19 protein-coding genes and 3 tRNA genes are annotated in these 19035 nt (G+C 71.4%); 14 read left to right on the top strand and 8 right to left on the bottom strand.

Going from position 1 to position 19035, the window contains the following annotated elements:
• The first annotated feature begins 75 nt into the window (after positions 1–75).
• Together O3597_RS18805 and O3597_RS18800 are read left to right on the top strand one after the other, a co-directional pair.
• The gene (locus O3597_RS18805; protein WP_164445764.1) at positions 76–1107 is read left to right on the top strand and encodes a 3-isopropylmalate dehydrogenase; all 1032 of its coding nucleotides are present in this window, start codon (positions 76–78) and stop codon (positions 1105–1107) included.
• 196 nt (positions 1108–1303) lie between these two features.
• The gene (locus tag O3597_RS18800; protein ID WP_164445763.1) at positions 1304–2404 is read left to right on the top strand and encodes a branched-chain amino acid aminotransferase; all 1101 of its coding nucleotides are present in this window, start codon (positions 1304–1306) and stop codon (positions 2402–2404) included.
• A gap of 105 nt (positions 2405–2509) precedes the next feature.
• Here the strand turns inward: O3597_RS18800 and O3597_RS18795 are convergent, their stop codons facing one another.
• The gene (locus O3597_RS18795; protein ID WP_281601904.1) at positions 2510–3250 is read right to left on the bottom strand and encodes a tyrosine-protein phosphatase; all 741 of its coding nucleotides are present in this window, start codon (positions 3248–3250) and stop codon (positions 2510–2512) included.
• A 59-nt stretch (positions 3251–3309) separates the two neighbouring features.
• Positions 3310–3723, bottom strand: a complete 414-nt coding sequence (locus tag O3597_RS18790) for a PRC-barrel domain-containing protein (RefSeq protein WP_281604586.1) — start codon at positions 3721–3723, stop codon at positions 3310–3312.
• A gap of 358 nt (positions 3724–4081) precedes the next feature.
• On the opposite strand from O3597_RS18790, the gene cimA reads away from it, so the two are divergent.
• Entirely contained in the window at positions 4082–5665 is a 1584-nt protein-coding gene (cimA, locus tag O3597_RS18785; RefSeq protein ID WP_281601903.1) for a citramalate synthase, read from the top strand.
• Between the two features lie 93 nt (positions 5666–5758).
• Here the strand turns inward: cimA and O3597_RS18780 are convergent, their stop codons facing one another.
• From O3597_RS18780 to O3597_RS18770, 3 genes are all read right to left on the bottom strand, one after another.
• Positions 5759–6301, bottom strand: coding sequence for a DUF2690 domain-containing protein (locus O3597_RS18780; RefSeq protein ID WP_281601902.1), 543 nt, complete (start codon positions 6299–6301; stop codon positions 5759–5761).
• Positions 6302–6311: 10 nt separating this feature from the next.
• Positions 6312–7094 (bottom strand): transposase family protein, encoded by a 783-nt coding sequence (locus O3597_RS18775; protein ID WP_164446258.1) that lies wholly within the window; start codon positions 7092–7094, stop codon positions 6312–6314.
• Between the two features lie 262 nt (positions 7095–7356).
• Positions 7357–8298, bottom strand: coding sequence for an endonuclease/exonuclease/phosphatase family protein (locus O3597_RS18770; protein ID WP_281604585.1), 942 nt, complete (start codon positions 8296–8298; stop codon positions 7357–7359).
• 474 nt (positions 8299–8772) lie between these two features.
• Between O3597_RS18770 and O3597_RS18765 the strand changes: the two genes are divergently transcribed.
• The 7 genes from O3597_RS18765 to arfB all read left to right on the top strand — a co-directional run bounded on the left by O3597_RS18765 (position 8773) and on the right by arfB (position 14303).
• Positions 8773–9270 (top strand): hypothetical protein, encoded by a 498-nt coding sequence (locus tag O3597_RS18765; protein WP_164445758.1) that lies wholly within the window; start codon positions 8773–8775, stop codon positions 9268–9270.
• A gap of 164 nt (positions 9271–9434) precedes the next feature.
• On the top strand, positions 9435–10484 hold the full coding sequence (locus O3597_RS18760; protein ID WP_281601901.1) for a MoxR family ATPase: 1050 nt from the start codon (positions 9435–9437) through the stop codon (positions 10482–10484).
• Positions 10484–11512, top strand: a complete 1029-nt coding sequence (locus O3597_RS18755; RefSeq protein ID WP_164445756.1) for a DUF58 domain-containing protein — start codon at positions 10484–10486, stop codon at positions 11510–11512. The genes O3597_RS18760 and O3597_RS18755 overlap by 1 nt, the downstream gene beginning before the upstream one ends.
• Entirely contained in the window at positions 11509–12468 is a 960-nt protein-coding gene (locus O3597_RS18750; RefSeq protein ID WP_281601900.1) for a VWA domain-containing protein, read from the top strand. The genes O3597_RS18755 and O3597_RS18750 overlap by 4 nt, the downstream gene beginning before the upstream one ends.
• Positions 12469–12531: 63 nt before the next feature.
• Positions 12532–13395: a trypsin-like peptidase domain-containing protein gene (locus O3597_RS18745; RefSeq protein WP_164445754.1), complete on the top strand. Its 864-nt coding sequence runs from the start codon at positions 12532–12534 to the stop codon at positions 13393–13395.
• A gap of 108 nt (positions 13396–13503) precedes the next feature.
• The gene (locus O3597_RS18740; protein ID WP_164445753.1) at positions 13504–13800 is read left to right on the top strand and encodes a hypothetical protein; all 297 of its coding nucleotides are present in this window, start codon (positions 13504–13506) and stop codon (positions 13798–13800) included.
• 77 nt (positions 13801–13877) lie between these two features.
• Positions 13878–14303 carry an alternative ribosome rescue aminoacyl-tRNA hydrolase ArfB gene (gene arfB / locus O3597_RS18735; RefSeq protein WP_281601899.1) on the top strand — a complete coding sequence of 142 codons (426 nt, stop codon included), beginning with the start codon at positions 13878–13880 and terminating at the stop codon, positions 14301–14303.
• 5 nt (positions 14304–14308) lie between these two features.
• On the opposite strand, the gene O3597_RS18730 is transcribed toward arfB, so the two are convergent.
• Positions 14309–15226, bottom strand: a complete 918-nt coding sequence (locus O3597_RS18730) for a 3-methyladenine DNA glycosylase (protein ID WP_281601898.1) — start codon at positions 15224–15226, stop codon at positions 14309–14311.
• A gap of 34 nt (positions 15227–15260) precedes the next feature.
• Positions 15261–16568: a hypothetical protein gene (locus O3597_RS18725; protein ID WP_281601897.1), complete on the bottom strand. Its 1308-nt coding sequence runs from the start codon at positions 16566–16568 to the stop codon at positions 15261–15263.
• A gap of 134 nt (positions 16569–16702) precedes the next feature.
• On the opposite strand from O3597_RS18725, the gene O3597_RS18720 reads away from it, so the two are divergent.
• From O3597_RS18720 to O3597_RS18705, 4 genes are all read left to right on the top strand, one after another.
• Positions 16703–17506, top strand: coding sequence for a fumarylacetoacetate hydrolase family protein (locus O3597_RS18720; protein WP_210830059.1), 804 nt, complete (start codon positions 16703–16705; stop codon positions 17504–17506).
• Between the two features lie 96 nt (positions 17507–17602).
• Positions 17603–17674, top strand: a tRNA-Gln gene (locus O3597_RS18715).
• Positions 17675–17812: 138 nt separating this feature from the next.
• A tRNA-Glu gene (locus O3597_RS18710) sits at positions 17813–17885 on the top strand.
• A gap of 209 nt (positions 17886–18094) precedes the next feature.
• Positions 18095–18170: transfer RNA gene (locus tag O3597_RS18705), tRNA-Glu, on the top strand.
• Positions 18171–18344: 174 nt separating this feature from the next.
• Here the strand turns inward: O3597_RS18705 and O3597_RS18700 are convergent.
• Positions 18345–19031: an IclR family transcriptional regulator gene (locus O3597_RS18700; RefSeq protein ID WP_281601896.1), complete on the bottom strand. Its 687-nt coding sequence runs from the start codon at positions 19029–19031 to the stop codon at positions 18345–18347.
• Positions 19032–19035 lie beyond the last annotated feature (4 nt).

The following is a 19035-nucleotide window of genomic DNA, read 5'->3' as shown; positions in this document are numbered from 1 at the left end:
AAAGGTGGAACATTCGTACCGGGGGGCGGGACGGCGGCGTACCGTCGAGCCATTCGAGCTAAGGAGCTGACGGACGTGGCACGGATCGCGGTGGTGGCCGGGGACGGCATCGGCCCCGAGGTGGTCGCGGAGGCCCGCAAGGTCGTCGACGCGGTGCTGCCCGGTGTCGAGGTGACCGAGTACGACCTCGGTGCGGCACGTTACCACCGCACCGGCGAGGTGCTGCCCGACTCGGTGCTCGACGAGCTGGCCGGACACGACGCGATCCTGCTCGGCGCGGTCGGCGACCCGACCGTGCCGCCCGGCGTGCTGGAGCGCGGTCTGCTGCTGAAGCTGCGCTTCGCCTTCGACCAGTACGTCAACCTGCGCCCGTCGCGGCTCTGGCCGGGAGTGACAAGTCCGCTCGCGGCGGTCAAGCCGGGCGAGGTCGACCTGGTGGTCGTCCGGGAGGGCACCGAGGGCCTGTACGCAGGTGCCGGCGGCTCGCTGCACCGGGGCACCCCGGCCGAGATCGCCACCGAGGAGAGCCTGAACACCCGGCACGGTGTCGAGCGGGTGATCCGGGACGCCTTCGCCCGCGCCGCCCGGCGCGAACGGCGCAAGGTGACGCTCGTGCACAAGACGAACGTGCTCACCCACGCCGGCTCCCTGTGGTCGCGCACCTTCGAGACGGTCGCCGCCGAGCACCCCGACATCGCCACCGAGTACCAGCACGTCGACGCCGCGGCGATGTTCCTGGTCACCCAGCCGCAGCGGTACGACGTGGTGGTCACCGACAACCTGTTCGGCGACATTCTCACCGACATCGCCGCCGCGGTGACCGGTGGCATCGGGCTGGCCGCCAGCGGCTGCATCAACCCCGACGGGGCGTACCCGTCGATGTTCGAGCCGGTGCACGGCTCCGCCCCGGACATCGCCGGTCGCGGCCTCGCCGACCCGGTCGCCGCCGTACTCTCGGCGGCCCTGCTGCTCGACCAACTCGGGCATGCCGACGCCGCCGCGCGGATCACCGCCGCGGTCAGTGCGGAGTTGGCCGGCCGGAGCCCCGAGGTAACGGTACGTACCGCCGAGGTGGGCGACCGGATCGCGGCGCAGGCCGCCGGCTGAACCGTTCGCGTCCCACCGGCCACGGCCACCTCGCCGCTTCGGCGGAACCAGGGTGGCGGTGGCGACTCGCCGGTGGTGTGCCACCTGTCCACCGGTGGACCTATCCGCTGAACGACCGTTCGGGGTAGGTTTCTGGCACAACCATGTTTCCGGCGTGCGGTCGGCGCATGCCGTCGTCCCCAGGGAGGTCAGCGCGATGAGCGGTGGTGACAAGATCGATTTCGAGATCCGTCCGAACCCCGCACCGGTATCCGCCACCGACCGGGCTGCGCTGCTGGCAAACCCCGGGTTCGGCCGGGTGTTCACCGACCACATGGTCACCATCCGCTACGCCGACGGCAAGGGCTGGTACGACGCCCGGGTCGAGGCCCGCGCACCGATCCCGATGGATCCCGCCAGCGCGGTGCTGCACTACGCGCAGGAGATCTTCGAGGGCATGAAGGCGTACCGGGCGGCCGACGGTGGGGTGACGATGTTCCGCCCGTACGCCAACGCGGCCCGGTTCAACACCTCCGCCGCCCGGATGGCCATGCCGGCGTTGCCGGAGCAGACCTTCGTGGACTCGTTGCACCGGCTGATCGAGATCGACCGGGAGTGGATTCCCGACGGCGACGACGGCGGCAGCCTCTACCTGCGGCCGTTCATGTTCGCCAGCGAGGTCTTCCTCGGCGTCCGTCCGGCCAACGAGTACCTCTACTCGGTGATCGCCTCGCCCGTCGGGGCGTACTTTTCCGGCGGGGTCAAGCCGGTGACGGTCTGGGTCTCGCCCGACTACACCCGCGCCGCGCCCGGCGGCACCGGCGCGGCCAAGTGCGGCGGCAACTACGCCGCCTCGCTGGCAGCCCAGGCCGAGGCCCTCGAACACGGCTGCGACCAGGTGGTCTTCCTCGACGCCGTGGAGCGTCGGTTCGTCGACGAACTGGGCGGCATGAACGTCTTCTTCGTCTACGACGACGGGTCGATCGCCACTCCGCCGCTCACCGGCACGATCCTGCCCGGCATCACCCGCGAGTCGGTGCTCACCCTGGCCGCGGCGGCCGGCCACCGGGTCGAGGAGCGGCCGGTGACCTTCGACGACTGGCGGACCGACGCCGCCAGCGGCCGACTCCGCGAGGTCTTCGCCTGCGGCACCGCTGCGGTGATCACCCCGATCGGGCAGGTGCGTTTCCCGGACGGGGAGTTCACCGTCGCCGGCGGAGAGCCGGGCACCGTCACCATGGCGCTGCGCCAACAGCTGGTGGACCTCCAGCGGGGCAAGGCCGAGGACCCGCACAACTGGGTCCACCGCGTCTTCTGAGCGGTTCGTCGGGGCCCCGTCGTCACGCCGAGCGTGGCGCGGGGCCCCTGCACCGTCCTGCCGTGCTCATGAAGCTCGCGCGGGCACGGTCTGGGACAACCAGGCCTAGGTCAGCAGGTGGTCACGCAGGGCGGCGAGCTGCTCGTCGGTGACCCCGGCATGCCGCAGGTAGTCGTCGACCGAGCCGTGCCCCATCCGGATCTCGGCCAGGAAGAGCAGCATCGTCTCGGCCGGTGAGGACAGGTACGGCACGGGCAGCTCGGGCACCTCGGGATGGGCGGTGGCCACCCAGGCGGCGAAGCGCTGCGACGCCTCGGTGCTCAGCGCGTAGTCCGCCGCGATCTCGGCGTCCTCGACGCCGAGCACCGCGAGGGTCAGGCCGCAGACGATGCCGGTGCGATCCTTGCCCGCGACGCAGTGCACCACCACCGGCGCGTTCGCGCTGTCGGCGATCAGGCCGATCGCCTCGGCGAGACCGGCGGTGCCGCTGCGGGCCAGATCGGCGTACCGGTCGGCGAGGTAGCGGGCCAGATCGGTGTCAGGCTGGTACGGCCGCTCCTCCCAGTGCGCGTGCTCCGGGTGGATGTGCCGGTAGGTGAGGCCGTCGAAGTCGGGGACCCGGCCGTATCGCTCGACCTCCTGCGGGCGGCGCAGGTCGACCACGGTCCGGACGCCGAGCGCGGCGAACGCCTCCCGGTCGGCCTCATCCATCCCGTGCAGCGAGTCGGAGCGGTAGAGCCGTCCGGTGCGGACGGCACGCCCGTCCAGGCCGCGGTAGCCGCCCACGTCCCGGAAGTTGAACATCCTGGTGAAGGGGATCCTGCGAGTCTGCTCAATGGCGTCCATCCGGACACGGTAACGGCCGGTGGAACAGCGTCCCACCGGCCGTCACGTCGTCAGGTGTCCTACCGGAGCGGGCCACCGGGCGGCATGGCGCTGTACGTGTCGTTGTAGTAGCCGCCGAGCTTGTCCCGGTAGGCCGGGTCGGTGGCCGTCTCGTCGTACTCCGGCGCGGCCTTGATCTGGTCCTTGGTGCGGTCGACGAAGACCTTCTGCTCCTCGTGGTCGACGTGGTTCACCGTGCCGGCCGGGAGCATCACCTTCTTGCCGAAGATCCACGGCCCGGTGTCCACCACCAGGTAGCTGGCGTTGACCTCGGTGCTGTCACTGTCGATCTTGCCGATCGAGCCGTCGCTGGCCTCCACCTTGTAGCCGACCAGGTTCGCGCCGGCCACCCCGGCCTCGTCCCGGTAGCTCCAGGGGTCGAAGGCGCCGGCGGGCGCGCCGCCCGCGACGACGCTCTGGTCGACGGCACGCAGCTCCGGGTCGGGCGTGGTGTGCGTGGTGTTGGGGTCGAGCCTGTCCACGGGATTCTCCTGCCCCGGCCCGTGGTTGGGCCGTCTCGGAGGAACGTGTTTCGTTGTCCCGAAAACTCCTACCCCGGCACGGGCGCTCTACACCAGGAAAACCATCCGGCACAGCCACCACCCGCCGTCCCGAGATGTGGATTGTGCCTCCCAGAAGCGACCCGGAGGTGGCAGAGTACCGGACGTGACCAGCACCGCCCGCATTATTGGCAACTAGCGCGCCGGCCTTCCCCTCGCCGAGCGCGCAGACCTCCCGCATCCGCGGGGGGTCTTTTTGTTGCGCCGGCCGGTGCCTGACGAAGGGATCACCATGACGTTTCAGGTCTACGACACCACGCTGCGCGACGGCGCCCAGCGGGAGGGGCTCAGCTACTCGGTGGTCGACAAGCTCGCCGTGGCGCGGCTGCTCGACGAGTTCGGTGTGGGTTTCATCGAGGGCGGCTGGCCGGGCGCGGTGCCGAAGGACACCGAGTTCTTCCGCCGGGCGCGTACCGAACTCGACCTCCGACACGCGGTGCTCGTCGCGTTCGGCGCCACCCGCCGGGCCGGCACGGTGGCCGCCGACGATCCGCAGGTGCGTGGCCTGCTCGACGCGCAGACCCCGGCGGTCGCCCTGGTCGCCAAGGCCGATCTGCGGCACGTCGAGCGGGCGTTGCGCACGACCGCCAAGGAGAACCTGGCGATGATCCACGACACGGTGGCCCACCTGGTCGCCGAGGGGCGTCGGGTCTTCGTCGACGGTGAGCACACCTTCGAGGGTTACCGGCACGATCCGGCGTACACCGCGTCGGTGGTGGAGACCGCCCTCGCGGCGGGCGCCGAGCGGTTCGTGCTCTGCGACACCAACGGCGGGATGCTGCCGTCCCAGGTGACCGCCGCCATCGTCGACCTCACCGACCGGATCGGTGTCGCGCCGGAGCTGCTCGGCATGCACGCCCAGAACGACACCGCCTGCGCGGTGGCCAACACCATCGCCGCCGTGGAGGCCGGGGTCCGGCACGTGCAGGGCACCGCCAACGGGTACGGCGAGCGGCCGGGCAACGCCGACATCTTCGCGGTCGTCGCGAATCTCCAACTCAAGCTCGGGCTGCCGGTCCTACCGGAGGGCTGCCTGGAGCAGATGGTGCGGGTCTCCCACGCCATCGCCGAGATCGCCAACATCGCCCCCGACACCCACCAGGCGTACGCCGGGGCCGCAGCCTTCGCCCACAAGGCGGGGTTGCACGCGAGCGCGATCAAGGTGGATCCGCTGCTCTACAACCACGTGGAGCCCGAGGTGGTCGGCAACGACATGCGGATCCTGGTCACCGAGATGGCCGGCCGGGCCAGCATCGAGCTGAAGAGCCGCGAGCTGGGGTTGGATCTGGCCGGCCATCCGGAGACCCTGTCCCGGGTCACCAACCGGGTCAAGGAGCTGGAGGCCGGCGGGTGGTCCTTCGAGGCCGCCGACGCCTCGTTCGAGCTGCTGGTCCGCTCCGAGCTGCCGGACGCCGCGCCGGTGCGGCCCTTCGCGCTGGAGTCGTACCGGGTGCTGGTCGAGCACCGCGAGGACGGCTCGGTCGTCTCCGAGGCGACCGTCAAGATTCGGGTACGCGGGGAACGGGTGATCGCCACGGCCGAGGGCAACGGTCCGGTGAACGCGTTGGACGAGGCGCTGCGGGTCGGTCTCGGCCGCCACTACCCGGAGTTGCGGGACTTCGAGCTGGCCGACTACAAGGTTCGGATCCTGGAGGGCAGCCACGGCACCGGCGCGGTGACCCGGGTGCTCGTCGAGACGGCCGACGGGCGGGGCGGTGGCTGGACCACTGTCGGCGTACACCCCAACGTGGTCGAGGCGAGCTGGCACGCCCTGGTCGACGCGCTCACCTACGGCCTGGACCGGGCGCGGGTCTGAAGCCGGCCGCGATCGCACGTCGGCGCCACGGCCGGCGGGCACACCGCTGCCGGCGACCACGGTCCTGGTCGCCGGCAGCGGGTCAGTTCGGCCTCAGTACCAACGAGTGCAGTCCCAACCCTCGTACGGGCCGTCCGGCCAGTAGCAGGCCTGCGCCTCCAGGTTGGCGTCGTTGACCATGAGGGTCCAGGAACTCGGGTAGCGGTCCGTGATCGTCATCCGGTGCGTGCCGCTGAGGGTGCGGCTGACCACCTTGAAGGTGACGGCGGAGGAGCTGGTCCGCGCCCATGCCGTGCGGCATCGCGGGCTGTACCGCAGCTCGACGCTGCCCGTCGGGTCGGACACACGGTACGTGTAGCTGCCGGACGTCGGGGTTATGGCGTCCTGACCGCAGGTGTAGTAGTTGCCGTAGCTGGTGTAGATTTTGAAGGTTGCCGGGTCCTTGCCGTCGCAGACGGAACCGCAGCCGGACGCGGCGAGCGTCACCTCGTCGATCATGGCGGCCTCGCTGGCAGCGATCTCCGCCTGGACCTCGGCGGCGGCGTGGTCGGGTGCGGCCTGGGCTGAGGCGGGTGCCACGAGCAGGCTCAGAGCGAGGGCGGAGGCGAGCCCGGACATCCGTAACAGTCGCTTCATTGAGCCCTTTTCATCCTGCGTAGCGGTTGGCGTCGACGTGGTGGAGAACGAGGATGGCCTGCACGATCGTGGTCGCTCGTCGTGGGCAGCAACGCAGCTTGGCCAGGACCTTCCAGGTCTTAAGCGTGGCGATCGCCCGTTCGCCGCGGGCGCGGATCTTCGCGTGGGCGCGGTTCACGGCCTTCTGCCGGCGTGACAGCTTGGGCCGGAAGCGGCGCCGCTTGAACGGCGTGTGCACGCTCCCGCCGGCTCCCTGATAGCCCTTGTCCGCGAAGGTCATCACATCAGAGCTGGTCAGCGCCTCGATGATGCCGTGGGTCCGGGCTGCGGTCAGGTCGTGGAACGAGCCGGGTAGTGCCGGCGAAGCCCAGACGAGGCGGCCAGCCGCGTCGGTGATGACCTGCACGTTCACGCCGTGGCGCTTATGTTTTCCGGAGTAGTACGGCCTCTGGTCGGCAACCCGGTCGATCGGAATCAGGGTGCCGTCCAGGATCGCGTACGCCAGCCGGCGGATCCGGTCCATGGCGGTGGCCAGGTCATCGGCGGTCGACGCGAGCAGGGCTACAGCTTCCTGCACGTACCGCCATGCGGTACTCACGCCGACGGCGAACCCGGCAGCCAGGCGGGTGTAGGTATCACCGTTGCGCAGGTGAGCCAGAGCGAGCAGTGCTTGCCGTCCCGCGTCGAGGCGTCGCCACCTGGATCGACGCTGGTTGCGGTGGCTGCGGATACGGTCAGCGAGGTGGTTCAGCGTCCGGCTGGACAACGAGATCGTGGACGGGTAAGACAGCACAGGCGAGGCTCCCGTGTTGGGGCATCGGGTTTTGGTCGATTTGCTGTCTTACCTGGAGCCTCGCCCTCATCGATCACCGGGCTACGCACACCGTCCCTGACCTGCAAGATCAGGTTGGAAAACGCTCATTGTTGCTCCTGTGACTAGGGGACGACCGGAGTATGGCGAGAGCTCTCATCACCCTCTCATCAGTTGACCATCGTTTTGAGTGAGCATTCGGCCTGCCGCTCGCCAGGCCGTGGGCGACCACCCGGCGAATCGGTCAGCGCTGCGCCGGCAGGCGTAGTTCGGCGAAGACCATGCGGTGGTCGCTGCCGGGTAGCGGGTGGACCGTCACGTCCCGTACGTCGATGCGCCGGTCCACCAGCACGTGGTCGATCACCACGGGCGGGATGAAATCACCGTCGTACGGTCCCCAGGTGCCGGTGAGCCCGGCGCCGACCGAGGCGGCGGCGTCCACGTAGCCGGTGTCGAGCAGGGTTCGCAGCGGACCGTGGTCGAGGGTGGCGTTGAAGTCCCCGGCGAGGATGCTCAGCGGTCCGTCGGGGGTGGCCGCCGGCTGGGCCGCCAGGTCGTCACGCCAGAACTCCACCTGGTCGACCGCGTACGGAGCCGCCGGGTGCGCCGACTCGACGCGTACCGGGGGTGCGCCGGGCACCGTGACGGTCGCGTACGCCTGGGTGAAGCCCCAGGCGCCGCGTAGCTGGCGGACGCCACCGTCGCTGAGCGGGTGTCGGGCGTACAGGCCGGAGCCCGGGGTGCCGACGATCGGGTTGAGCTGCCGGTGCACCAGCACCATGTCGAGGCCGAGCCGATCCAGCTCGGCCTGGGCCGTCGGGGTCAACTCCTGCACGAGCAGCAGGTCGACCTGCCGGGCGCGGACCACCTCCACCACCGCCGCCGGATCGGCGGCACCGGCGAGCAGGTTGGCGGTGAGCACCCGTACGGTCGGTCCGGCAGCGTCCGGCTGCGGCGCGGGCAGGGCGCGCGGTGCCACCAGCGCGACCAGGGCGAGGGTGGTCAGCGCCGCGACGATCGCCGGGGCCCGGCGGCGCAGGGCGAGCGCGAGGACCAGCGGGACCAGGCTGCCGATCGTCACGTACGGCGTGAAGGCCAACGCCTGCACCAGTGGTCCCCGGTCCAGACCGATCGACCGGACCAGCACCCACCCGACGCCGGGCGCGACGGCCAACCAGCAGAGCAGGCCGACCCGGGACGGCCGCCAGATCCGGTGGCCGATGGTGATCTCCACGTCAGGCAGGCTACTGAACCTCGCCCGGTGTGCACCGTCCGGCCACGAACACCCGGCCCGACCGGATCCCGTACGGCGGCTCGACGAAGATCCCAGAAATCGGTTCCCGGGAACGATTTCATGAATTGTTCACGGCTTCACTTTCGCAATTGCTGGCGTTGATCCGACAACTCGCCGACGGCATTGTCGCTATTGACCCCCGGCATTTTTCAGTGCTACGTTTCAGCTGCTCGGGAGGTCGCGCTCAGGCAAGGAATCACCAGCTCAGAGTGCATGTTAATGGGTGGGTTGGATGCGTCCGCGGGTGCGCTCCCGGATGGGGTGCGCAGGCGGTGATCGCTCATTGCCGCCCGACTCGAAAAGGCAACAACCGCCCCGTGTGTCACGGGTCGGCCGTATCTCCACGCCTGAAAAGGGAGACCCGTCATGACCAGATTATTCCGACGTAAGACGGCTGCGGTGGCGATCGCGGCCCTGGCGCTCGCACTGGCCGGCGGCGGAATCGCCGCGGCGAAGCCGACCAGCGGATCCGCCCAGCCCACCGCCCGCAGCGCCCAGCAGCCGGCCGTCACCACCGCCTCACTGAACAGCGCGAAGGCCACCCTCGCCAAGGGGGACGGGATGAGCACCCAGGCCGTCAGCGGCTTCTACGCCACGGCGGTCAACGCCAACGGCACCAAGGCCCGCGGTGCCGGCGTCGTCATCAAGTACGGCGTCGGCGAGTACGAGGTGCAGTTCGGCAGCAACGTCACGAACGGCATCTACGTCGCGACGATCGGGCGGCCGGACTCGTGCTGCATCCCGCCCGCCGGTGAGATCTCCGTCGCGCGGCGGCTGCTCACCCCGAACGCGGTCTTCGTCCAGACCCGTGACTCCGCCGGCACCCCCGCCGACCTGCCGTTCTACCTCCTCGTGCACCGCTGATCCGTCCACTGTCGCCGGCCTCCGTCCCACGACGGAGGCCGGTGCCGCGTGGGAGGGAGCCCCTCCTGCCCACTGTCCGGTAAGGGTGCCGATCACGTGGTCTGGGCGGCGCAGGGCCGGAAATTCCGACGTTTGTCCGCCGGTCGGCTCGGGAAGCAAGCACCGTGACGGACATCTCGGACACCATGGCCAGCCTGCCCAGCCCGGCCGATCCGGACGCGACCGCGGCGGAGTTGGACCAGACGCTCTTCGAGGTCAAACGCGTGATCGTCGGGCAGGACCGGCTCGTCGAACGCCTCCTGGTCGCGCTGCTCGCCGACGGGCACTGCCTGCTGGAGGGCGTACCGGGAGTGGCCAAGACGCTCGCCGCGCAGACCCTCGCGACGGTGGTCGGCGGCAGCTTCTCCCGCATCCAGTTCACCCCCGACCTCGTCCCCTCCGACATCGTCGGCACCCGGATCTACCGCGCCTCGAAGGAGAGTTTCGACGTCGAGCTGGGCCCGGTGATGGCGAACCTGGTGCTGGCGGACGAGATCAACCGCGCACCGGCCAAGGTGCAGTCGGCGCTGCTGGAGGCAATGGCCGAGCGTCAGGTGTCGATCGGCGGACGCAGCCACCCGGTACCGGAGCCGTTCCTGGTGCTGGCCACCCAGAATCCCATCGAGTCGGAAGGGGTCTACCAGCTGCCGGAGGCGCAGCGGGACCGCTTCCTCATGAAGATCATCGTCGACTACCCGGACGTCGCCGACGAGTTGGCCATCCTCTACCGGATGAGCGCCGACCGCCCCCGGGCGCACCGGGTGCTCGACCCGGAGCGGCTGCGCGAGTTCCAGCGTCAGGCCAGGCAGGTCTTCGTCCATCACGCCATCGCCGAGTACGTGGTCCGGCTCATCCTCGCCACCCGTGATCCCGGCCGGTTCGGGTTGCCGGAGATGGCCGGGCTGCTGGCCTACGGTGCCAGCCCGCGCGCCACCCTCGGGCTGGTCTCGGCCGCTCGGGCCCAGGCCCTGCTCCGGGGACGCGGCTACGTCCTGCCCGACGACGTCCGGGAACTCGCGGCGGACGTCCTGGCCCACCGGCTGGTGCTCTCCTTCGACGCGGTCGCCGACGGAATGAGCGCCGACTGGGTGGTCCACCGGCTGGTCGAGGCGGTACCGCCGCCCCGGGTGGCCACCGCCAGGCAGGCGTACGCGACCGACCTGGCAGTCGCCTGATGGGCCGCCGGAACCCCGTGCCGCCGGTGGCGGCGGACCCGGTGCTCACCGATCTCACCCCCGGCCAGCGGTTGCGGCGGCTGGAACTCACGGTGACCCGACGTCTCGACGGCCTGCTGCACGGCGAGCGGCACGGTCTGCTGCCCGGTCCCGGCAGCGAACCGGCGGGCAGCCGCGAGTACCGGCCGGGTGAGGACGAGGTGCGCCGGATGGACTGGTCGGTGACGGCCCGCACCGCCGTGCCGCACGTACGGGAGGTGGACGCCGACCGGGAGCTGACCACCTGGCTGCTCGTCGACGCCAGCCCCAGCATGGAGTACGGCACCGCCGAGTTGGACAAGCGGGAACTGGCCGTCGCCGCGGTCGCGACCATCGGCTTCCTCACCGCCGGGCCCGGCAACCGGCTCGGCGCGCAGGTGCTCACACCGTACGGGCTGCACCGGGTGCCGGCCCGGGGTGGGCGTACCCACCTGCTCGGGCTGCTGCGTGCGTTGCTGGCCGCGCCCCGGGCCGGCGACGACCCGGACGTCGGGCCCCGGGCCGCGCCCGTCGCCGGGCTGCCCGACGCGCTGCCCGACGCGCTGGCCGAGGTGCGCCGGGTCGCCCACCGGCGTGGTCTGGTGGTGGTGGTCTCCGACTTCCTCGACGGCCTGCCCGACGACCCACGGTGCCCGGCCCGCTGGGAGCGTGCGCTACGTCAGCTCACGGTTCGCCACCAGGTGCTCGCGGTCGAGGTGACCGACCCTCGTGAGCTGGAACTGCCGGACGTCGGTCTGATCACCCTGGTCGACCCGGAGACCGGTGAACACCGCGAGGTGTGGACCGGCGACCGACACCTGCGCGAGCGCTACGCGGCGGCGGCTGCCGCCCAACGTGAGCAGGTCCGGGACGCGCTGCGCCGGGCCGGTGCGACCCATCTGGCGCTACGCACCGACCGGGACTGGACCGTCGACATCGTCCGGCACGTGCACGCGCAACGCCGGCTGGTCGCCGCCGCGGCCACGTCGCACCGGGGAGGTACGGCGTGATCTGGCAGTCACCTGTGCGGCTCTGGCTGTTGCTCGGCGTGCTCGCACTGGCGGCGGCGTACCTGGTGGCGCAGCGGCGCCGCACCCGGTACGCGGTCCGCTTCACCAACCTGCGGCTGCTCGACCGGGTGGCGCCCCGGCGCCCGACCTGGCGTCGGCACCTGCCGGCCGGCCTCTTCCTGGCCATGCTGGCCCTGCTCGTGGTCGGCTTCGCCCGACCCACCGCCGAGGTCCGGGTGCCCCGGGAACGCGCCACCGTGATGGTGGCGGTGGACGTCTCCACCTCGATGCTCGCCGGCGACGTCGAGCCGGACCGGCTCAGCGCGGCCAAGAGCGCCGCTCGGCGCTTCGCCGACGGTCTGCCCCGCGAGTTCAACGTGGGACTCGTCGCGTTCGCCGGTAGTGCGGCGGTACTGGTGCCACCGGGCACCGACCGGGAAGCGCTGCACGACGGGATCGAGCGGCTGGCCGAGGGCGCGACGGGGGTGCAGGGCACCGCGATCGGCGAGGCGATCAGCACCTCGCTGGGTGCGGTGAAGGCGCTCGACGACAAGGCCTCGACCGAGCCACCACCGGCCCGGATCATCCTGCTCTCCGACGGGGCGAACACCTCGGGCATGGATCCGGTGGACGCCGCCGCCGAGGCGGTGGCCCTCGACGTGCCGGTGCACAGCATCTCGTTCGGTACGCCGGGTGGCTTCGTCGACCGGGGCGGGCGACCGATCCAGGTGCCGGTGGACGGGGAGACGCTGCGGGCTGTGGCCGAGCAGACCGGGGGCGGCTTCCACGAGGCGGGTACGAGCGCCGAACTGCGGGCCGTCTACGACGACATCGGCAGCTCGGTGGGTTGGCGCACGGTGCGGCAGGACGTCTCGGCCCGGTTCATCGGGCTCGGGCTGGTCTTCGCGATGGGCGCGGCGGCCGGCTCGATGCGCTGGTTCTCCCGCCTGCCCTGAGTTCCGACCGTCCGATCCGCGACGGCGGCCGCAGCCGAGGCCACACACGTGAGGAGCGTACGTATGGCAGTGCAGACCGGACTGGGTGAGCCGCGTGGACCCTGGTTCGTCTCGCCCGACCTCGACCCGGACGGGCGGGGCGGGACGGACCCGGCGGCGCGGGAGCGGGAGCGGTTGCTGGGCGGCTGGCGGCGCCGGCTGCTCGCCGGGTTGGCGATGATCGCGATTTCCGCCGGTTCGGGAGCGGTCGCCGGTGGCTGGGTGGCCGGTCGCGACGGCATCCCGGGGCCGGCCGCCGCGTCCGCCGCCCCGGTGCCGGCCGAGCTGGTGACCGCTGCCGAGAAGACCGTGCCCGGTGTGGTGTCGGTGCTGGTGGGTGGGGCGGCGGGGGGTTCGGCGAGCGGTTCCGGCTTCGCGGTGGACTCCGAACAACACATCATCACCAACGACCACATCATCGCCAGAGGCCGTGGCGGGCCGGTGACCGTCGAACTGCCGGACGGCCGGCGGTACGCGGCGGAGGTGGTCGGCCGGGAGCCGGACAGTGATCTCGCGGTGCTCAAGGTGCCGTCGTCGGCCAACCTGACGTCGCTGCCGTTGGCCAAGCCGGGTGCGACCCGGGTCGGCGAACCGGTGCTGGCCGTCGGATCGCCACTGGGGCTGCCCGGCACCGTCACCGCGGGCATCGTCAGCGCGCTGGACCGGCAGGTGCGCCTCGGTGACAACCGGCACCGTGCGGTGCAGACCGATGCCTCCATCAACCCCGGCAACTCAGGGGGACCCCTGGTCAACGCCCGGGGCGAGGTGGTCGGGGTGAACACCGCGATCGCGACGATCGACGGCAACGGCTCCATCGGCATCGGGTTCGCCATCCCGATCGAGCAGGTGCAGCAGACCGCCGACACGATCATCGGAAAAGGTGGCTGATTGCTGAGAGTGACTGTCCGATTACGGGGAGATCGGGGCAACTGTCGGATTCCGGCGCCCGATGATCGGAGAATGGAAATATTACGCTCGGTATGAATACTGGCGTGGGTGGAGCGTCCTCTCATCGCGGCCCTCCTGCTGGTGGGCCTCATCATCGGAAGTGGCGTCGGGTCGTCGTACGCGCGCGCCCGACGGGGCTGGAACGACTACCAGGCGGCGAAGAAGACCGTGCCCGGGGCGCGTCGCGCAGCCTGGATGCTGATCAAAGTCGTCACCACGAAGGTCGGCGTCATCGCCCTGCTCCTGATCGGAGCGGTCGCGTACGCCGCCACCGGCGGCGGTGACGATCCGGCACCGTCGACGCCGACGCCGAGCAGCACCGCCGACGAGCGGCCCGACCGCTGACCACCGGATCGCCGAGCCGGATGTGCGCTCGCGGCGTTGGCGCGAAGGCGCTGCGGACCCCGCGCTAGCCTCAGGGCGTGGACGACGGACTGCGGGTGACCGACCGGTGGGTGGTTTCCGCCGCCGAACTGCGGGAGCGGTTCTCCCGATCGTCCGGACCGGGCGGACAGGGCGTCAACACCGCCGATTCCCGGGTCGAGCTGAGCTTCGACCTGGCCGGCTCACTGAGCATCCCCGAGTCGCTGCGTACCCGGGCGCTGGACCGGCTCGCCGGACGGCTGGTCGACGGCGTGCTGACGATCGCGGCCAGCGAGCACCGGGCCCAGTTGGCCAACCGTGAGGCGGCGCGGGAACGCCTGGTGTCGTTGCTGCGCGAGGCGGTCGCCCCGCCACCGCCACCGCGTCGTCCGACCCGCCCGTCGCGGGCGGCCAAGGAGCGGCGGCTGGCCGAGAAGAAGCGTCGGGGGCAGCGCAAGCGCGACCGTCGGGTGGACGGCGAGTAGCCCCGTCAACCGCAGTCGAGCAGCGCCGAGCACACCTCGATCAGCCGGGCCCGCAGCCGACCGGCCCGCTGCGCGAACTCGCGTTGCCGCGCCACGTACTCGGCCTTGCCCTCCGGCGTCTCGATCGCCACCGGCGGCTCACCGTAGGAGGAGAAGTCGTACGGCGACGCCCGCATGTCGAGCAGCCGGATCTCGCCGGCCAGCTCGAAGCAGTCGAGCGCCAGCGCACCGGGAACGGCGGGACCCAGCTTGGTGGCCCACTTGTGGCAGTCCATCGAGGCGTGCAGACAGCCGGGCTGGTCGAGGTCAACCTGACCGGCCCGGGTCGGTCGGAGATGGTTGAGTTCGACCGCGTCGGGGGTGAAGAACCGGTACGCGTCGAAGTGCGTGCACCGGATCTGGTGCGATTCGACCACCGCGTCGGTGCCCCGCTGACCGAGTCGAAGGGGCAGCGGGTGCCGGTGCTCAGCCTGGCGGTACACCATCGCCCACTCGTGCAGCCCGAAGCAGCCGGTGAACGCCGGTCGGGACGCGATCGCGGTCAGCAGTCGGTGGATGAAGCGCACCGAGTCGCCCCGGTCGGTCAGGAACGCGTCGACGTCGAGGCGTACCGAGCCGTCGGCGTCCGTCGCGTACCAGCGCCACCGGTGCTGCGGCGCCGGACCGTCCGGACCGGCTTCCAGACGGACACCGACGCCCGGGTGCCAGCGGCGTAGCACCGACGGTCGGGTGCCGTAGTAGTCGTACAGGAAGTCGTCGATGGCGTGGCGTGCCCCGGCGGCCCGGCGGGCCCGGTGTCCCGCGGTGAGCGAATCCGCGCGTCGCTCGTGCCCCGCCAGCAGGGGCCGCCAGGCGGTGGCCGGCAGGCTGGCCGGTCGTCCGCCGTCGACACCACCGACGAGGGAGGCGGGAACGGTGCTCACGGAGCCAAGGGTACGACCGCCGTCCGGTAGCGGGTCAGGGCACGTCGACGCGGACACCAGCGGAGAAGACCCCGCTGCGCAGCTCCAGCCGCTGCGGCGCCTCACGCCCGGTGATGGTGAAGACCAGCGGCAGCACCACCCGGCTGCCGGCGGCCAGCGGGTCGGCGAACACGTCGCGTCCCTGGTTCGCCCGGCGGGTGGCCGGCTCGTCGGTGGTGACCCAGTTGCCGTCGGCCAGGTACGCCCGTTGCAGCTTGCCGTGCCAGCTCTGGTGCTCCCGGGTGAGGTTGCGGACCCCGACGGTCGCCTGACACTGCCGCGCGCCCCGGCCCGGTTCGCAGCTCATCCGGTAGACGGTGAACTCGAAGGCGTCCTCGCGTAGCGGCATCCCCAAGGCGCCACTGACCCCGGTGCCGGTCCAGGCGCCGCTGGTCGGCTGGCTGTCCGTGTCGATCGCGGTGACCCGGCGGGTGGCCGACCACGCGGCGGCGCCCAGCGTCCCGGCCAGCACGATCGCGGCCACCGGCACCACGACCCACACCGGCGGCTTGCGGCGCCGGGCCGGCGGCCGGGGCGCGGCCGGGCGTGGGTAGATGGTGCCTGGCCCGTCCGAGGCCAGTGCCGCGGCGACCGGCCGTCGGCGGCGTCGCCAGGTGAGCAGGCCCACCACGCCCAGCACCAGCAGCGCGGCGCCGGCGGCCACCAGCGCGGGTGTCTGGCGGCGCCAGCCCGTGGCTTCCGGCGACTGCGACGCCGCCATCCCCGGCGCCGTCCAGGTGGCGCTGGCACAGTCGTACGGCTGTCGGCCGTCGCTGGCGAAGGCGCACGTCGGAGCGGTCACCGGCTGTCGGGAGCCGGTCGTGGTGAGCGTGGTGCCAAGTGTGGTGGTGCTCTCCGGCGCCAGCCTCAGCCGCCAGGTCACCTCGGTCGCCGCCGAACCGCCGGGGCGTAGCACCCGACCACCGTCGCTCACCGCGGTCGCCGAGACCCCCTGGGGCAACTCCTGACGCACAGTCGTCTCCACCGGGGTGCTGCCGGCGTTACGGACCTCGATCCGGTACCCGGGCGCACTGCTCTGCTCCGGCGCGATCCGTACGCTCACCTCCGGCCTGGCGGCCGGCGAGACCACCCGGGTGGGCGTCGGTACCGCCGGTGGTGCCGCCGGCATGCTGGGCTCAGGTGCGGCCGCCGCCGGCGTGAGCCCGGCCGTCGGAGCGTGCCGGGCGGTGACCGCCGGAGCTTGCGGAGCGGTGGCGGTCGGCAGCACCGGCAGGGCGGTCAGCAGACCGACGCAGTGCACGATCGCCGCGAGGGTCCTGTGGTGTCGTGTCGATGCAGGCATACGAACGAACCTCCGCAGCCGACGCTAGGTGCGGGCGCGCGCCGGGTGGGTACGAAGCGGTGAATCCGGCCCGGACGGTGCGCGGCGCGGGTAAGCTGCGCCGACCGTGCGCCGGCCGCACTACAGTTGGCCTGGTGCGTATCGCTCGTTTTGCTCATGCCAAGGGAATGTCGTTCGGTGTCGTCGAGGGGGAGCCGGAGGCGGGGCCCCAGGGGCTCACCATCGCCGAGATCTCCGGCCACCCGTTCGGCCAGATCACGTTCAGCGGGGTCCGCTGGGCGTTGTCCGACGTCCGGCTGCTCTCGCCGATCCTGCCCAGCAAGGTGGTCTGCGTCGGCCGTAACTACGCCGAGCACGCCGCCGAACACGGCGCCGAGGTGCCGAAGGAGCCGCTGTTGTTCCTGAAGCCCTCGACCTCGGTGATCGGTCCCCGGGACGCGATCCGGCTACCGGAGTTCAGCAAGCAGGTCGAGCACGAGGCCGAGTTGGCGGTGGTGATCGGCGCACCCGGCGCCCGCCGGGCCGACCGCGCCGCCGCGGAACGGGCCATCTTCGGCTACACCTGCGCCAACGACGTCACCGCCCGGGATCTTCAGCGGTCCGACAGCCAGTGGACCCGGGCGAAGGGGTTCGACTCGTTCTGCCCGATCGGGCCGTGGATCACCACCGGGCTGGACGTCACCGACCTGGAGATCCGCTGCGAGGTCGGTCGCGATCCGGAGGAGATGGAGGTGCGGCAACTCGGCCGCACCGGCGACATGGTCTTCGACGCGCCGGCCCTCGTGTCGTATGTGTCACACGTGATGACGTTGCTGCCCGGCGACGTCGTGTTGACCGGTACGCCGGCAGGGGTTAGCCCGCTCACGGACGGGGATACGGTGAGCGTCCGGATCGAGGGGATCGGCGAGCTGACGAACCCGGTGGTGTCGGCGACCTGATCGCCGTTTTGGCAGCTCAGGAGTGGTTTGGGGAAGTCGATTTGGCCTGTCGGTGCCGGGAGGGTAGAGTTTGTTCCCGGCGCCGCAAGGGGCCAATGGGGTATGGGGTAATTGGCAGCCCGACTGATTCTGGTTCAGTTAGTCTAGGTTCGAGTCCTGGTACCCCAGCGCAGCCGAGATTCGTCACGAATCGAGGCCGCTGGATTCTGGTGGAGTTCGGCACCGAGGCACCGCGAGGGGCTCCGGTGGCGGGGTCTGGTAGAGTTCGGCGGCACCGCCCGAAAGGGTGGTGCCGCGATGTGTTCTGGCCCCGTCGTCTAGCGGCCCAGGACGCCGCCCTCTCAAGGCGGTAGCGCCGGTTCGAATCCGGTCGGGGCTACAGATGTTCACGGCTCGTTCCGCTGCTGCGGAACGAGCCGTTTGCTTTACCGCAGCTGTCGCCCGTGGATCGGGCCCGCGCGCCGACTCCCCGCACTGGGGTCCGGTCGGCTGGGCCACCCACTCGCCACCCCTGTGCGGCACTCGGCGGCGGCGCCGCTAGACTACTGCCGCACCGCCCACAAGGGCTGGTGAACTGGAAAAGTGCCTGGCCCCGTCGTCTAGCGGCCCAGGACGCCGCCCTCTCAAGGCGGTAGCGCCGGTTCGAATCCGGTCGGGGCTACCACACCAAAGCCCGTCTCCCCCGCCGAGACAGGCTTTCCCCATCTCCCATCTCCCCCTCCGCCCGGCCCGCTCCGCCGCGTTGATCATGAAGTTGTTGTCCGGCCGTCCGGCGTGGCGTGACAATAACTTCATGATCAACGGGTGAAGCGGGGGTGGGGGTGGGGTGGGTGGGGGGTCAGAGGCCGGAGAGGCGTTGGCCGGCGCGGACCACGGCCATGGCGTGGCGTTCGCCGGGGCGGCGGCCTAGGCGCTCGATGGGGCCGGAGATGGAGATGGCCGCGATGACTCGGCCGGTGCGGTCGCGGATCGGGGCCGAGACGCTCGCCACACCTGCCTCGCGTTCGGCGACGCTCTGCGCCCAGCCTCGACGGCGGACCTCGGCGAGGGTGCGGCCGGTGAACTTCGACCGGGGCAGCAGCGGCATCACCGCCTCCGGCGGCTCCCAGGCGAGCAGGATCTGCGCCGCCGAGCCGGCGGTCATCGGCAGCACCGAGCCGACCGGCACGGTGTCGCGTAGCCCGCTGGCCCGCTCGGCGGCCGCCACACAGATCCGCTCGTCCGCCCGACGCAGGTAGAGCTGGGCGCTCTCGCCGGTGGCGTCCCGCAGGGCGGCCAGCAGTGGCTCGGCCGCGGTCATCAGCACATCCGGCGCCGCGTTCGCCAACTCGCCCAGGCGTGGGCCGGGACGCCAGCGACCCTGGGTGTCCCGGACCAGCATCCGGTGGATCTCCAGCGCCTGTGCCAGCCGGTGCGCGGTGGCTCGGGGCAGCTTCGTGCGTTCAACAAGTTCGGCAAGGCTGGCGCCGTCGACACAGGCGGCCAGGATGACCACCGCCTTGTCGAGAACGCCGACACCGCTCATACTG

The sequence above is a fragment of the Verrucosispora sp. WMMA2044 genome (assembly GCF_027497155.1).
Classification (GTDB): Bacteria; Actinomycetota; Actinomycetes; order Mycobacteriales; family Micromonosporaceae; genus Micromonospora; species Micromonospora palythoicola.
This window is presented reverse-complemented; position numbering and strand designations above follow the sequence as displayed.

What these genes read in the sequence shown, in the direction of transcription:
- O3597_RS18755 (WP_164445756.1), top strand. Translation starts at nt 10,484, where the DNA reads ATGGGCCGCCGGAACCCCGTGCCGCCGGTGGCGGCGGACCCGGTGCTC.
- O3597_RS18780 (WP_281601902.1), bottom strand. Translation starts at nt 6,301, where the DNA reads ATGAAGCGACTGTTACGGATGTCCGGGCTCGCCTCCGCCCTCGCTCTG.
- O3597_RS18725 (WP_281601897.1), bottom strand. Translation starts at nt 16,568, where the DNA reads ATGCCTGCATCGACACGACACCACAGGACCCTCGCGGCGATCGTGCAC.
- O3597_RS18795 (WP_281601904.1), bottom strand. Translation starts at nt 3,250, where the DNA reads ATGGACGCCATTGAGCAGACTCGCAGGATCCCCTTCACCAGGATGTTC.
- O3597_RS18745 (WP_164445754.1), top strand. Translation starts at nt 12,532, where the DNA reads ATGGCAGTGCAGACCGGACTGGGTGAGCCGCGTGGACCCTGGTTCGTC.
- O3597_RS18800 (WP_164445763.1), top strand. Translation starts at nt 1,304, where the DNA reads ATGAGCGGTGGTGACAAGATCGATTTCGAGATCCGTCCGAACCCCGCA.
- O3597_RS18765 (WP_164445758.1), top strand. Translation starts at nt 8,773, where the DNA reads ATGACCAGATTATTCCGACGTAAGACGGCTGCGGTGGCGATCGCGGCC.
- cimA (WP_281601903.1), top strand. Translation starts at nt 4,082, where the DNA reads ATGACGTTTCAGGTCTACGACACCACGCTGCGCGACGGCGCCCAGCGG.
- O3597_RS18700 (WP_281601896.1), bottom strand. Translation starts at nt 19,031, where the DNA reads ATGAGCGGTGTCGGCGTTCTCGACAAGGCGGTGGTCATCCTGGCCGCC.